The organism is Herbiconiux sp. (genome assembly GCF_004297105.1).
Lineage (GTDB): Bacteria > Actinomycetota > Actinomycetes > Actinomycetales > Microbacteriaceae > Herbiconiux.
The window spans coordinates 42,123-55,174 of the sequence record NZ_SCVE01000008.1 but is presented as its reverse complement, the minus strand read 5'-3'; the positions used below and the strand labels follow the sequence as shown (position 1 = coordinate 55,174).

Here is a 13,052-nt window from a genome sequence, read left to right as displayed (position 1 = left end):
GCCACATGTTGTGGCAAGTTGGCGTGGCGAAGGGTGTCGGGGGTGCGGGCCAAACCATTGACTTGCCAGCAACTGTGGTCTGGGCGGGTGGGTTGCCACATGTTGTGGCAAGTTGGCGTGGCGCAGGGTGCCGGCCAAACCACTGACTTGCCAGCAACTGTGGTCTGGGCGGGTGGGTTGCCACATGTTGTGGCAAGTCGGCGTGGCGCAGGGTGTCGGGGATGCCGAGGGTGCCGGCCGGCCCACTGACTTGCCACTAGCTGTGGCCTGGGCGGGCGAGTTGCCACAACATGTGGCAAGTCGGCGGCGGGCCGGCGCGGAGGCTGGCACCGGCAGGCCGCGAAGCGCGCCCGGGGCGCTGCTACCCGAAGGCCTCCACGATCGGCCGGAACTTCATCTTGGTCTCGAGGTACTCCCGCTCCGCATCCGAATCGGCGACGATGCCGCATCCGGCATAGGCCGTGATGTCGCCGGATGCGTCGACCTGAGCCGAGCGCAGAGCCACCGCCCACTCCCCGTCGCCATCCGCTCCCACCCAGCCCACGGGCCCGGCGTAGCGCCCGCGGTCGAAGGGCTCGAGTTCGCTGATGAGCGAGAGGGCCTCGGCGCGAGGCGTACCGGCCACGGCGGCCGTCGGATGCAGGGCCGCGATCAGGTCGAGCGACGTCGACCCGTCGCTCAGCGTGCCCACCACGTCGCTCGCGAGGTGCCAGAGGTTCGGCAGCTTGAGCGTGAACGGGATCTCGCTCGTGATGAGGTTGCGGCTGTGCGGCGCGAGCGCATTCACCACGCTCGTCACCGCGAAGCCGTGCTCGTCGAGGTCTTTGGCCGAGGTGGCGAGGGCCACCGCCTTGTCGTGGTCGGCCTCCGCATCCGATCCTCGTGAGGTCGTACCGGCCAGCACCCGGGCACTCACGTGCCCGTGCGAGACGCTCACGAGGGTCTCGGGGCTCGAGCCCACGAACCCGTCGACCGCGTACGTCCAGCAGTCGGGGTAGCCGAGCGCGAGGTCGGTGAGGGGCCGGCGAAGGTCGGAGCCTGCCGGCAGATGCCCCACGAGATCGCGCGCCAGCACGACCTTGCTGAGCTGTTGATCGGCGATGCGCGCCACAGCGGCATCGACGGATGCCCGGAACGCGTCGGCGTTCATGGCCCCCGGCAGGAGGCTCAGCCGGTACTCGGAGCCGAGCGGCCGAGCGGCAGGCAGGGCGGCATCGCCACCACCGTCGGCACCGGATGCGCCATCCGCCACGATCCGCGTGACCCAGTACTTCCCGTCCCGCTTGCCCAGCACGAGCTTCGGCACGATCAGCACGCTCGCCGCGGCCGAGTCGTCGGCGAAGGCGAAGCTCCCGAAAGCCACGAGCCCGGTGCCCGGCACGCCAAGAGGGTCGATCACGGTGGACGCCTCGGCCACCTCTTTCCACGCGGCGCAGGCATCGAGCATCCGGTTCGCGCCGCTGAACTCGAGGCGCAGCGCCTCTCCCACGCCCGCGATGCCCTGGCCCTTGCGCATCCAGATCAGCGGATGCTGCGGATCGACCCGAGGGAGGAGCATCTTCAGGTCGTCGACCGGAGTGGTCTCCACCCGCAGTCGGGGGATCGTGCGTACGGTGTTGCTCACCCCTCGAGTTTACGTCCGGTCGAGCACGGGTCGGCCGGCGCCGGCGTCGCGATGAGGATGCACCGGATCCTCACGGGCAGCTCCCGCGGATTGCTGAGAGCGTGGTCACAGCCTTCTGAACATAAACTAGGTCAGTGACTAAGGCAGACCTCACCAAACGACCCGAGCAGGTCTCTGCCATGTTCGACCAGGTGGCCGCGGGCTACGACCGCACGAACAACGTGCTCTCGGTCGGCAATGCGGTGCTGTGGCGCGTCGCCACCACGCGCGCCGTCGCCCCCCGCCCGGGCGAGATGATCCTCGATCTCGCTGCCGGAACCGGCACGTCGAGCGCCTCGTTCGCCAAGAGCGGCGCCCATGTGGTGGCCGCCGACTTCTCGCCGGGCATGATCGAGGTCGGCCGGCGTCAGCAGGCCGGCGTGCCCAACATCGAGTTCGTCGAAGCCGACGGCATGAACCTGCCCTTCGACGACGAGCGTTTCGACGCCGTCACCATCTCGTTCGGACTGCGCAACATCGTCGACCCCCACAAGGCCCTCGCCGAGCTCTACCGGGTCACGAAGCCGGGCGGGCGCATCGTGATCTGCGAGTTCTCGACGCCTCCCATCACGCCGCTCCGCAAGGCGTACTTCTGGTACCTGCGGCACGTGATGCCCCCGCTGGCCAAGGCCGTCTCCTCGAACGACGCGGCCTACGACTACCTCTTCGAATCGATCGCCTCCTGGCCCGATCAGAAGACCCTCTCGTCGTGGCTGCGCGCCACCGGCTTCACGGATGTGCGCCACCGCGACCTGAGCGCGGGCATCGTCGCATTGCACCGGGGAACGAAGCCGGCGACAGCGGCCGCGCCCGGGGAAAAGTAGGCTGTGACCGTGACCCCAAGCCTCCGCCGCGCGAGCGGACTCTCCCTCGCCGACCGGCTGTTCTCCACGGGAGACGATCGGCGCACCGCGCGCGTGATCGAAGAGAGCATCGACGCGCTCGAGGTGCGCCTCGCCGAAGAGACCAGGTTCACCGGCGGCCTCGTCGATGTGGTGGCCCGTTACCTGCTCGAGGCGGGTGGCAAGCGTGTGCGCCCGGTGCTCGCCTTCCTCACCGCCCAGCTCGGCGACGGCATCACCGATGAGGTCATCACCGCCGCCACCTCGATCGAGCTCACCCACCTCGCGTCGCTGTATCACGACGACGTCATGGACGACGCCGATCAGCGCCGCGGCGTACCCAGCGCGCAGTACGTGTGGGGCAATTCCGTGGCCATCCTCACCGGCGATCTGCTGTTCGCCCGGGCGAGCGCCCTGCTCGCGATCCTCGGCGAGCGCGCCATCCGGTTGCAGGCCGACACCTTCGAGAGGCTCTGTCTCGGTCAGCTCAACGAGACCATCGGCCCGTCGCCCGACGAAGACCCGGTGGCCCACTACCTGCACGTGCTGGCCGACAAGACGGGCTCGCTCATCTCGGCCTCGGCACAGCTCGGAGTCATCTTCTCCGGAGCCGATCCGGCCTACGAGCAGCCGGTGCGCGAGTTCGGCGAGAAGGTGGGCATCGCCTTCCAGCTCGTCGACGACGTGATCGACATCGCGCCCTCGGCGGAGCAGTCGGGCAAGACGCCCGGAACCGACATCCGGGCCGGTGTCGCCACGCTGCCCGTGCTCTACCTCCGTGGAGAGGCGCTCAGCGACCCGGCTGCTGCGGTGCTGCTGGCCCGCCTCGACCCGGCCGCGCTGACCGCCGCGAGCGACGAGGAGTCGGATGAGTCGATCCGCCTGCTGCGCGAGCACCCCGTCACCCGGCGCACGATCGACGAGGCCCGCCGCTACGCTCACGAGGCCATCGCGGCGCTCGCCCCTCTGCCCGAGGGCACCGTGAAGAAGACGCTCGTGCGCTTCGCCGAGACCGTCGTCGAACGCACCAACTGACCGCAGACCGGGATGTCTCCGAATAGGTGACGCACCCGTGGAGCGGCACACGCCGCATCCCCCTCACTCACATCACCACATCACCGATACGAAGGAATTCTCAGTGACCAAGCTCCGTTTGGCCATCGTCGGAGCCGGCCCCGCCGGTATCTACGCCGCAGACCTGCTCGTGAAGGCCGAGCGTCACTTCGACGTCTCGATCGACCTGTTCGAGCAGCTGCCCGCCCCCTACGGGCTGGTGCGCTACGGGGTCGCGCCCGATCACCCGCGCATCAAGGGCATCGTCAACGCTCTGCGTGAGGTGCTCGACTCGGGTGTGATCCGGTTCTTCGGCAACGTGCGCTACGGGGTCGACATCACGCTCGACGACCTGAAGAAGCACTACAACGCGGTGATCTTCTCCACCGGGGCCATCAAAGACGCGGCGCTGAACATCCCCGGTATGGACCTCGAGGGCTCTTACGGCGCCGCCGACTTCGTGAGCTGGTTCGACGGTCACCCCGATGTGCCGCGCACCTGGCCGCTCGATGCGCAGTCGGTGGCCGTGATCGGCAACGGCAACGTGGCGCTCGACGTGTCGCGCATCCTCGCCAAGCACGCCGACGATCTGCTCGTCACCGAGATCCCCGCGAACGTCTACGAGGGGCTCAAGGCCTCGCCCGTCACCGACGTGCACGTGTTCGGCCGCCGCGGCCCCGCGCAGGTGAAGTTCACGCCGCTCGAGCTGCGCGAGCTCGGCGAGATGAACGACGTCGACATGATCGTCTGCGACGAGGACTTCGAGCTCGACGAGGCCTCGAAGGCCGCGATCGCCTCGAACAAGCAGGTGTTCGTCATCAACAAGGTGCTGAACCAGTGGCGCGAGCGCCCGGTGGGAACTGCGTCGCGGCGCCTCCACCTGCACTTCTACGCGAAGCCACTCGAGATCGTGGGGTCTGACGGGAAGGTGTCGGCTATCCGCTTCGAGCGCACGGTTCCGGATGGCGCGGGCGGGGTCGCGGGCACGGGCGAGATCCGCGAGATCCCCATCCAGGCGATCTACCGGGCCGTGGGCTACTTCGGGTCGCCGCTCGATGGCATCCCGTTCGACGAGCACCACGGAGTCATCCCGAACCACGAGGGCCAGGTTCTCGATGACGACAACACCGTCATCCCCGGTGTCTACGCCACGGGCTGGATCAAGCGCGGACCCGTGGGCCTCATCGGTCACACCAAGTCCGACGCGATGGAGACGCTCTCGCACCTCGTGCGCGACCAGGCCAACTGGTGGGCGCCGGCCGATCCGGCCGAGGAGTCGGTGCCGGCACTGCTCGAGTCGCGCGGCGTGCAGTACACCGACCTCGAGGGCTGGCACAAGCTCGACCAGCACGAGCTCGCCCTGGGCGAGGCGCAGCCGACGCCGCGCCTGCGCGTCAAGGTCGTCCCGCGCGAAGACATGATCGCGATCTCGCGCGCCGACTAACCCCCCGTTCCTCCTCCTTCCTCCTCGCGACTCGCCAAAATCCGGCCCTTCTCACGCGATTTAGACCAGATTTTGGCGACTCGCGAGGAGGGTGGCGCGGGGAGAGGGAGGGGAGGGGCTAGCGCTTCACTCGGGAGCGGACGGCCAGGAAGGCGCAGAGCACTACTGTCACGGCGCCCGCGATCGTGAGCGGGGTGAGGTCTTCGCCGAGGAGGAGTGCGGCCCAGATCAGGCTGAGCACCGGCTGCACGAGCTGGATCTGGCTGACTGTGGCGATCGGGCCGATCGCGAGGCCGCGGTACCAGGCGAAGAAGCCCAGGAACATGCTGAACAGGGCGACATAGCCGAACGACATCCAGGCGGCGGGCGGCACGGTCGTGACGTCGAGCGGATGCTGCGCCAGCGAGTAGCCCGTCAGCACCAGCATCACGGGCGACGCCGCCACGAGCGCCCAGCAGATCACCTGCCACGACCCGATCTCGCGCGAGAGCAGCCCTCCCTCCGCGTAGCCGATCGCCGCAGCGGCGACCGCACCCACGAGCAACGCGTCGGAGACGTGGAGTCCGCCCAGCCCGCCCGAGGCGATCACCGTGAAGCCGATCACGGCAGCGGTGCCGGCGAGGGCGGCCACCCAGAACATCCGGCTGGGTCGCTCGCGGGCGCGCAGCACCGCCACCACCGCGGTCGCGGCCGGCAGCAGCCCGATCACCACGGCGCCGTGGCTCGCCGGCGAGGTCTGCAGGGCGAATGAGGTGAGCAGCGGAAAGCCGAGCACCACCCCGCCCGCCACCACGAGGATGCGCGGCCACAACCGCCGCGGCGGCATCCGGGTGCGCGTGACGGTGAGCACGAGGGCGGCGAGCAGCGCGGCGACCACCGCGCGCCCCGCTCCCACCAGTAGCGGATCGAAGGTCGCGACCGCGATGCGCGTGAACGGCAGCGTGAACGAGAACGCGAGCACCCCGAGAAACCCCCAGAGCAGCCCGCCCCGGCTGAGTCCGCGCCCGGATCGCGTCGCCGTGTGCGGAGCCACCGCGTCGCGCGTCGCTCGCGAGGTCGCGGAATCGGTCGCGCGTCGGCCGATCTGCGCATTCTCCTGCGACTGCACGCTCTCCGCGGGGGAGGGGGCCGACAGTAGCGGTCCGGTGGGAGGGAGAGTAGCGCTATCCTCTATGTTCATGAACAACGATAGCAGTTCGGAAGTGATTGCACGGGAGCTGCGCGCCGAGATCGCGAGGCTCCGCGCGGGTTCCCGTCTCCCGGGCACCCGCGCCCTCACGGCGCGCTTCTCGGCGAGCCCGGTCACGGTGCAGCGGGCCGTGCGGATGCTCGTGCGCGAGGGCCTCGTCGAATCCCGCCCGGGCGCCGGCAACTTCGTGCGGCACGCGCCCACCGTGCTGCCCGCCGACTACGGCTGGCAGACGGCGGCGCTCGGCGCCATCCGGTCGGACGGGGTGTTCATCGGCTCCACGATGCAGACCCCCTCGGTCGACTCCATCGCGCTGCACAGCGGCTACCCCAGCGACGAACTGCTCCCCGTGCGCGCCGTGCAGTCGGCTCTCGCCCGGGCCGCCCGCTCGCGCTCGGCACTCGACCGGCCGCCCGCGGCCGGGTTGCCGGAGCTGCGGTCGTGGTTCGCGCAGGAGGTGGCCGAGGCGGCGACGGCGGATGTCGCGGCGCCCACAGCATCCGACGTGCTCGTGATGCCGGGCGGGCAGAGCGCGCTGTCGTCGATCTTCCGCTCGCTGGCGCGGCCGGGCGACACCGTGCTGATGGAGTCGCCGGGCTACTGGGGCGCCATCGCGGCGGCGCGGCAGGCGGGGCTCGTGGTGGAACCACTGCCGCGGGCGGGTGCCGTGAACACGGCCGGCGCTGCGACCTCGTCGCCCGCCTCCGGCTACGACGCCGTCGACCCGGTGGTGCTCGCGGAGGCCTTCGAGCGAACCCGGGCGCGGCTCTTCTATGCGATGCCGCACTTCGCGAATCCCACCGGGGCGAGCTGGTCGGGGGAGCGGGCATCCGCTCTGCTCGATGTGGTGCGGCAGAACGATGCGTTCCTGATCGAGGACGACTGGGCGCACGACTTCGCCATCGATGCGCCGGCGCGTCCGCTGATCGGGCAGGATGCCTCGGGTCACGTCGTGTACGTACGCTCACTCACGAAGAGCGTGTCGCCCTCGGTGCGCATCGCCGCGGTGATCGCGCGGGGGCCGGCGCACGCGCGCATCCAGACCGACCGGGTGGTCGACGGGCTCTACGTGAGCGGAGTGCTGCAGACGGCCGCGGTGGAGGTGGTGACCGCAGCCGGCTGGCAGCCGCACCTGCGCCGGATGCAGGAGCAGCTCGCGCGGCGCCGGGACTCGCTGGCCGCCCTCGTCGACGACCTGCTGCCGCCCGGCACGCTCACGACGATTCCGCGCGGGGGCCTCAACCTCTGGCTCCGCCTGCCCGTCGGGGTGGATTCCGCCGGCTTCGTGGCGAGGTGTGCCCGTGACGGCCTGCTGATCTCGCCGGGGGCGGAGTGGTTTCCGGCCGAGCCGACGGGCGACTACGTGAGGCTCAACTACTCGGGCCCGGCCCCTGGCCGCTTCGATGAGGCCGTGCGCATCATGGCCGCCAACCTGCCCTGACCTCTATCGTGCACCTCCCGTACTGGGTACTCTCGCCGCATGACGTTCTCCGAAGACCAGTTCTCGGCGCTCGCTGCCTCCGTGACCGGTGCCGTGTTCCGACGCGGCGACAAGGGCCTCGGAGCCGAGGTCGCCGGTCAGAACACGACAGTCGTGCATGACCCCGATGTCGTCATCGGCGCCGCCACCGAGGCCGATGTCGCCGCCGCCGTCCGCTTCGCGGCCTCGGTGGGGATGCCCGTGCACGTGCTCGCCACCGGCCACGGCACCTACGCGCCCGTCACAGACGGCGTGCTGATCACCACGTCGCGGCTCACCGAGCTCTCCATCGACGCCGATGCCCGCATCGCCCACATCGGCGCCGGCAATCGCTGGAGTGCCGTGGTCGCCGCTGCCGCCGAACACGGCCTGGCCCCCATCACGGGCGCCTCGGGAAACGTGGGCGTCATCGGCTACACGCTCGGGGGCGGCCTCGGCCCACTCGCCCGCACCTACGGTTTCTCGTCCGACTACGCCCGCGGTTTCCGGGTGGTCATCTCGACGGGGGAGGTGGTGTCGGCCACGGCCGACGAGAATCCCGACCTCTTCTGGGCCTTGCGCGGCGGCAAGGGCGGGTTCGGTGTGGTCACCTCGATCGACGTCGCGCTCGTGCCGCTCACCACCTTCTGCGGCGGAGCGCTCTTCTACGACGCGCCGCACATCGAGGCGGTGCTGTCGCTCTGGGCAGCGTTCACCGAGACGGCTCCGGATGAGGCCACCACCTCGGTGGCGATCATGCGTTTCCCGCCGCTCGATGTCATCCCCGAGCCGCTGCGCGGAAAGACGGCGATCTCGCTGCGCTATGCCTACATCGGCGACCTCGACGAGGGCGAGCGGCTGTTCCAGCCGTTCCGGGACGTGGCTCCGTCGTTCCTGGGCCGGGTCGGGGAGATGCCGGCGGCGGCCGTGTCGATGATCCACAACGACCCCACCGATCCCGTCCCCATCTGGGACCGCGGAATGCTGCTCGACCGAATCGACGGCGGCTTCGTCGAGACCTTCCTCGACCTCTTCGGACCGGGCCACGACGTGCCGATCGTCTCCGCCGAAGTGCGCCACCTCGGCGGCGCCACACGGGTCGACGTGCCCGAGGGCAGCGCGGTGGGTGGCCGCGACGGCGCCTTCGCCTTCATCATGATCGGCGCGCCCGACCCCTCGCTCTTCGAGTCGGTGCTTCCTCGGGTGGCCGATGGTGTCACGGCTCGTCTCGCCGAGTGGATCTCCCCGTCCACCACCATCAACTACACCGGCGACCTGTCCGGCCCCGGCGCCTACGAGGCCGCCTGGCCGCCGGCCACCTTCACCCGCCTGGCCGCCATCCGCTCCCTCTACGACCCCCCGACCCTCTTCCCCTACCCCCCGATCTCACCCGGCGAACGAGGTGCCCAAGCCTTCCCACACGGTGAGTGGCGGGGATCCGATTCGACTCCGGGGCGCCTTTGATCTCTGCTCAACCCCCTAGCCCCGGAGTCGAATCGGATCCCCACCACGCTCCCCGCGCTCAGCGCGCGAAGGGCCCCGAGAGAGCCGCCCACTGGAGGAGCATGACCGTCTTCGCGTCGATGATGTCGTCGCCGATGCGCGTGAGCGCCTCCTCGATGCCCAACTCCACCAGCTCGATGTCCTCGCCCTCCTCGGCGAGCCCGCCGCCGGCATCCGCCCGGTTCGCGGCCGAGTAGGGCGCGGCGAAGAACGACAGTTTCTCGGTCACGGATCCCGGGCTCATGTACGCGTCGAACACCAGCTGGACCTCGCCGATCTCGTACCCGGTCTCTTCGCGGGCCTCGCGGCGGATCGCGGTCTCGGCGTCGTCTTCGTCGAGGAGACCCGCGGGCGTCTCGAGCAGCACGCCGTCGGGGTGCCCGTTCACGTACGCGGGGTAGCGGAACTGGCGGATGAGCAGCACCGTGCGCCGCTCGGCGTCATAGAGCAGGATCGTGGCGCCGTTGCCCCGGTCGTACGTCTCGCGATCTTCGGTCGACCAGTGCCCGTCGCGGTGCTGGAACTCGATGCGCGTCGTGCGGGTGACGTACCAGTTGGAGGTGAGCAGCTGCACGTCGAGCACGCGCACGCGCGGGTTGCCGGTGAGGTCGCGGCCGGTCTGGTCGAGGCCGGTGCGGCCTCGGCGGTCGGGCACGTCGATGCCGGGCCGCCCGGTCGGAGGCGGTTCGGCCGACGGATGCGTCATCCGCTCGCTCAGCGGAAGTTGATGAACTGCAGCGCCACGTCGAGATCGGCGCCCTTGAGCAGGGCCATGGTGGCCTGCAGGTCGTCCCGGCTCTTCGACGACACACGCAGTTCGTCGCCCTGGATCTGCGACTTCACGCTCTTCGGACCCTCGTCGCGGATGAGCTTGTTGATCTTCTTCGCGTCGTCTTGCGCGATGCCCTCCTTCATGGAGGCCTCGAGGCGGTACTCCTTGCCGGAGGCGTACGGCTCGCCCGCATCCAGCGACCGCAGCGAGATGCCGCGCTTGATGAGCTTCGACTCGAAGACCTCGAGAATGGCCTTGACGCGCTCCTCGGAGTTCGCCTTCATCATCACCTTGTCGCCGCTCCACTCGATCGAGGCCCCGATGTTCTTGAAGTCGTAGCGCTGAGCGACCTCTTTCTGCGCCTGGTTGAGGGCGTTGTCCGCCTCCATCTTGTCGACCTTGCTGACCACGTCAAACGATGAATCTGCCATGCCCTCATTTTACGCACGCCCGCCATTGTGACGAAGGCTCATTGTGGCTAGGATTGCTGGCCAGGAGGTCGGGGAGACCATGGAGAGATACGACGTGCTGTACACGAGAAACAATCTGTCCAAATTGGTGGCGCGGGCCGAGGCAGGTGAAGAAATAGAGATCTCGCGCAGGGGCAAACCGGTGGCGAAGATCGTGCCGATCGCGCCCGCCGAGAATAAGTACTGGACGGGCAAGCAGATCGTCGAGTGGCTGGAGGCGAACCCGATCCCGGCGTCGCAGCGAAAGATGCGTGAGGAGATCGACGCGATCATCCGCGACATCGCCGAGGGTCGAGAGGACAGGGATTGATCTTCGTCGACGCGAACGTGCTCGTATACCTGATCGAGGATCACACCGAACGGGGAGACTCGGTGCGCCAGCGGTTCTCCGAAATGGAGAGCGTTTTCGCGGTGAATCCACTGATTGCCCTTGAGTGCTCGATTCGACCGCTGAGAGACGGAAACGCCGTTCTCGCCCGCCGTTACGACCGTCTCGTGGAAAGTCTCGTGATGCTTGAGATCACTCGAGAGGTCTACACGATGGCGGGCATGTTGCGGGTTCGTCACGGGCTGACCGTGGTGGATGCGGTGCACCTGGCCACTGCGCAGCACTATCTGTGCAGTGGGTTCTGGACCAACGATGCGCGGCTGAAGGTGGCGGCCGGAGGGCTTGCGGTCGAGACGTTCTGAGGGCTCGCCGTGCACCGGCCCGCGGGGCATTGGGCGGAACGTCAGCGGGGAATGGTTGGGTTGGGGTATGCGACACGGTGCCTCGACGGGATTTCGGGGAGGCGCCGCATCCGAGGGGCGGCGTCGGGCGGGGGCGACCCTGGTGGGCCTCATCGTGGTGGGCCTGCTGAGCGGATGCGCGCTGCTGGGCGGGGGAGCGGGCGGCGTCGGCGGGTCCGATGACAGCGGCGGCAGTGGCGGCGGGAGCCTGACCGTGCCACCTGTGATCGCCGAGGCGGTACCCGCATCCGGAGCCGGACTCTTCGCCGACGGCACCGCCACCGCCTACCTCGCCGACGACGCCTGGCTCGACCGGGCGGCCGAGGCCACGGGCATCCCGCGCCGCGCCCTCGAGGCCTACGCGGGCACGGCACTCGCCGAGGCCGAGGTGCGCCCCGGCTGCCACATCGGCTGGAACACCCTCGCCGCCATCGGCTGGGTCGAATCGCACCACGGCACGATCTTCGGCGGCCGCATCGACGACGACGGGCGCACGACCGAGCCGATCTACGGGGTACCGCTCGACGGCGGCGGGTTCCAGCAAATCCCCGACACCGACCGCGGCACGGTCGACGGCGACACCGAGTGGGACCGCGCGGTGGGCCCGATGCAGATCATTCCGCAGACGTGGGCCGCCTGGGCCAGCGACGGCAACTTCGACGGCCTGCTCGACATCAACCAGATCGACGACGCCACCCTGTCGGCTGCCGAATACCTCTGCTACTCGGGCGGCGACCTCGGCACCGAGGCGGGCTGGCGGGCCGCCATCACGGCCTACAACGAGTCTCCGGCGTATCTCGACGAGGTACTCGACTACGCCGGACGGTATGCCGCCGAGGCGGAGTCCGCTCGCACCGACTAGTCGGCCGCGGCGGGCCTGTTGACGAGAAGGCGGACGACGATTTCGCACTGGCCCTCCGGGTGGGTATTCTTGTCCAGCGCCTTCGGTTGTGTCTCGAACGTGGTCGGGTGCGCCTGGCGAGTTACCCAAGTGGCCAAAGGGATCTGACTGTAAATCAGACTGCTTCGCATTCGGGGGTTCGAATCCCTCACTCGCCACCCCACATCAACGGAGATCGATCATGACCGCCGCATCCTCCCTCGACCTCCTCGAGATCGCCCGCTCCATCGCCCTCGAGGCGGGGGCGCTCATCAAGAAGCGCCGCGCCGAGGGCGTCACGGTCGCGGCCACCAAGTCGTCGCCGCAGGATGTGGTCACCTTCGCCGACCGCGAGTCGGAGGACTTCATCCGCGGGCGCCTCGCCGAGCTGCGCCCCGACGACGGCTTCTTCGGGGAGGAGTCGGATGCGACATCCGGCACCTCGGGCATCACCTGGGTGGTCGACCCCATCGACGGCACCGTGAACTACCTCTACGACATCCCGCAGTACGCCGTCAGCATCGCAGCGGTGCGCGTGCCCGCCGTCGGGGGCTCCACGGATGCCTCGACCTGGACGGCCCTGGCCGGCTGCGTCGTGAACCCCGTCACGGGCGAGGTGTTCACCGCGACGGCGGGAGGCGGCAGCTTCCTCGGTACGCGTCGACTCCAGGTGAACACGGATGTCGCGCTCGCGCAGGCGCTCGTGGGCACCGGGTTCTCGTACACGGCCGATCTCCGCGTGAAGCAGGGTCGGGTCATCACCGGGCTCGTGGGGAGCATCCGTGACATCCGCCGGGCGGGTTCGGCGGCGCTCGACCTCTGCTTCGTGGCGGCGGGCCGGCTCGACGCCTACTTCGAGCGCGGGCTGAGCCCGTGGGACCACGCAGCCGGCGCCCTCATCGCTCGCGAGGCGGGAGCCTGGGTGGGCGGCTTCGAGGGCGCTGCCGAGAGCACGATCATGACGATCGCGGCGGGGCCGTCGCTCGCCGGGGAACTGGTTCCGCTGGTGCACGGGCTGCACCGGGAGGCGGGTCTCCCGCTCTGACCG

Annotated in this window: 13 protein-coding genes and 1 tRNA gene; 10 read left to right on the top strand and 4 right to left on the bottom strand. The window is 69.4% G+C overall.

Features of this window, described 5'->3' with window-relative positions; genetic code table 11:
• Positions 1-361: 361 nt before the first annotated feature.
• Positions 362-1,558, bottom strand: coding sequence for an isochorismate synthase (locus tag EPO52_RS04840; protein ID WP_290803057.1), 1,197 nt, complete (start codon positions 1,556-1,558; stop codon positions 362-364).
• A gap of 200 nt (positions 1,559-1,758) precedes the next feature.
• Between EPO52_RS04840 and ubiE the strand changes: the two genes are divergently transcribed.
• The 3 genes from ubiE (at position 1,759) to EPO52_RS04825 (ending at position 5,002) form a co-directional block, all read left to right on the top strand.
• The gene (gene ubiE, locus EPO52_RS04835) at positions 1,759-2,487 is read left to right on the top strand and encodes a bifunctional demethylmenaquinone methyltransferase/2-methoxy-6-polyprenyl-1,4-benzoquinol methylase UbiE (protein WP_290802722.1); all 729 of its coding nucleotides are present in this window, start codon (positions 1,759-1,761) and stop codon (positions 2,485-2,487) included.
• A gap of 9 nt (positions 2,488-2,496) precedes the next feature.
• A complete protein-coding gene (locus EPO52_RS04830; RefSeq protein ID WP_290802720.1) occupies positions 2,497-3,540 on the top strand; it encodes a polyprenyl synthetase family protein in 1,044 nt (347 codons plus the stop codon).
• Between the two features lie 103 nt (positions 3,541-3,643).
• The gene (locus EPO52_RS04825; RefSeq protein ID WP_290802717.1) at positions 3,644-5,002 is read left to right on the top strand and encodes an FAD-dependent oxidoreductase; all 1,359 of its coding nucleotides are present in this window, start codon (positions 3,644-3,646) and stop codon (positions 5,000-5,002) included.
• Positions 5,003-5,120: 118 nt separating this feature from the next.
• On the opposite strand, the gene EPO52_RS04820 is transcribed toward EPO52_RS04825, so the two are convergent.
• On the bottom strand, positions 5,121-6,182 hold the full coding sequence (locus EPO52_RS04820) for a DMT family transporter (RefSeq protein ID WP_290802715.1): 1,062 nt from the start codon (positions 6,180-6,182) through the stop codon (positions 5,121-5,123).
• Between the two features lie 22 nt (positions 6,183-6,204).
• Here EPO52_RS04820 and EPO52_RS04815 point away from each other — a divergent pair, with 22 nt between their 5' ends.
• Positions 6,205-7,632, top strand: coding sequence for a PLP-dependent aminotransferase family protein (locus EPO52_RS04815; protein WP_363339301.1), 1,428 nt, complete (start codon positions 6,205-6,207; stop codon positions 7,630-7,632).
• Between the two features lie 39 nt (positions 7,633-7,671).
• Entirely contained in the window at positions 7,672-9,114 is a 1,443-nt protein-coding gene (locus tag EPO52_RS04810; protein WP_290802710.1) for an FAD-binding oxidoreductase, read from the top strand.
• A gap of 58 nt (positions 9,115-9,172) precedes the next feature.
• Here the strand turns inward: EPO52_RS04810 and EPO52_RS04805 are convergent, their stop codons facing one another.
• Positions 9,173-9,859: an NUDIX domain-containing protein gene (locus tag EPO52_RS04805; protein ID WP_290802707.1), complete on the bottom strand. Its 687-nt coding sequence runs from the start codon at positions 9,857-9,859 to the stop codon at positions 9,173-9,175.
• A gap of 8 nt (positions 9,860-9,867) precedes the next feature.
• A complete protein-coding gene (locus EPO52_RS04800) occupies positions 9,868-10,356 on the bottom strand; it encodes a YajQ family cyclic di-GMP-binding protein (RefSeq protein WP_290802705.1) in 489 nt (162 codons plus the stop codon).
• Positions 10,357-10,435: 79 nt separating this feature from the next.
• Here EPO52_RS04800 and EPO52_RS04795 point away from each other — a divergent pair, with 79 nt between their 5' ends.
• The 5 genes from EPO52_RS04795 to EPO52_RS04775 all read left to right on the top strand — a co-directional run bounded on the left by EPO52_RS04795 (position 10,436) and on the right by EPO52_RS04775 (position 13,049).
• Positions 10,436-10,705: a type II toxin-antitoxin system prevent-host-death family antitoxin gene (locus EPO52_RS04795; protein WP_290802703.1), complete on the top strand. Its 270-nt coding sequence runs from the start codon at positions 10,436-10,438 to the stop codon at positions 10,703-10,705.
• Positions 10,702-11,085: a type II toxin-antitoxin system VapC family toxin gene (locus EPO52_RS04790; protein WP_290802700.1), complete on the top strand. Its 384-nt coding sequence runs from the start codon at positions 10,702-10,704 to the stop codon at positions 11,083-11,085. Before EPO52_RS04795 ends, EPO52_RS04790 begins: the two co-directional genes overlap by 4 nt.
• Before the next feature lie 67 nt (positions 11,086-11,152).
• Positions 11,153-11,986, top strand: a complete 834-nt coding sequence (locus EPO52_RS04785; protein ID WP_290802697.1) for a lytic murein transglycosylase — start codon at positions 11,153-11,155, stop codon at positions 11,984-11,986.
• A gap of 115 nt (positions 11,987-12,101) precedes the next feature.
• Positions 12,102-12,183 (top strand) — tRNA-Tyr (locus EPO52_RS04780).
• Positions 12,184-12,206: 23 nt separating this feature from the next.
• A complete protein-coding gene (locus EPO52_RS04775) occupies positions 12,207-13,049 on the top strand; it encodes an inositol monophosphatase family protein (protein WP_290802696.1) in 843 nt (280 codons plus the stop codon).
• Positions 13,050-13,052: the final 3 nt, after the last annotated feature.

Bases quoted from the DNA above. Each gene is read 5' to 3' on its own strand.
- EPO52_RS04840 (WP_290803057.1), bottom strand. From the start codon at position 1,558: ATGCTCCTCCCTCGGGTCGATCCGCAGCATCCGCTGATCTGGATGCGC.
- EPO52_RS04820 (WP_290802715.1), bottom strand. From the start codon at position 6,182: ATGAACATAGAGGATAGCGCTACTCTCCCTCCCACCGGACCGCTACTG.
- EPO52_RS04810 (WP_290802710.1), top strand. From the start codon at position 7,672: ATGACGTTCTCCGAAGACCAGTTCTCGGCGCTCGCTGCCTCCGTGACC.
- EPO52_RS04805 (WP_290802707.1), bottom strand. From the start codon at position 9,859: ATGACGCATCCGTCGGCCGAACCGCCTCCGACCGGGCGGCCCGGCATC.
- EPO52_RS04800 (WP_290802705.1), bottom strand. From the start codon at position 10,356: ATGGCAGATTCATCGTTTGACGTGGTCAGCAAGGTCGACAAGATGGAG.
- EPO52_RS04795 (WP_290802703.1), top strand. From the start codon at position 10,436: ATGGAGAGATACGACGTGCTGTACACGAGAAACAATCTGTCCAAATTG.
- EPO52_RS04785 (WP_290802697.1), top strand. From the start codon at position 11,153: ATGCGACACGGTGCCTCGACGGGATTTCGGGGAGGCGCCGCATCCGAG.
- EPO52_RS04775 (WP_290802696.1), top strand. From the start codon at position 12,207: ATGACCGCCGCATCCTCCCTCGACCTCCTCGAGATCGCCCGCTCCATC.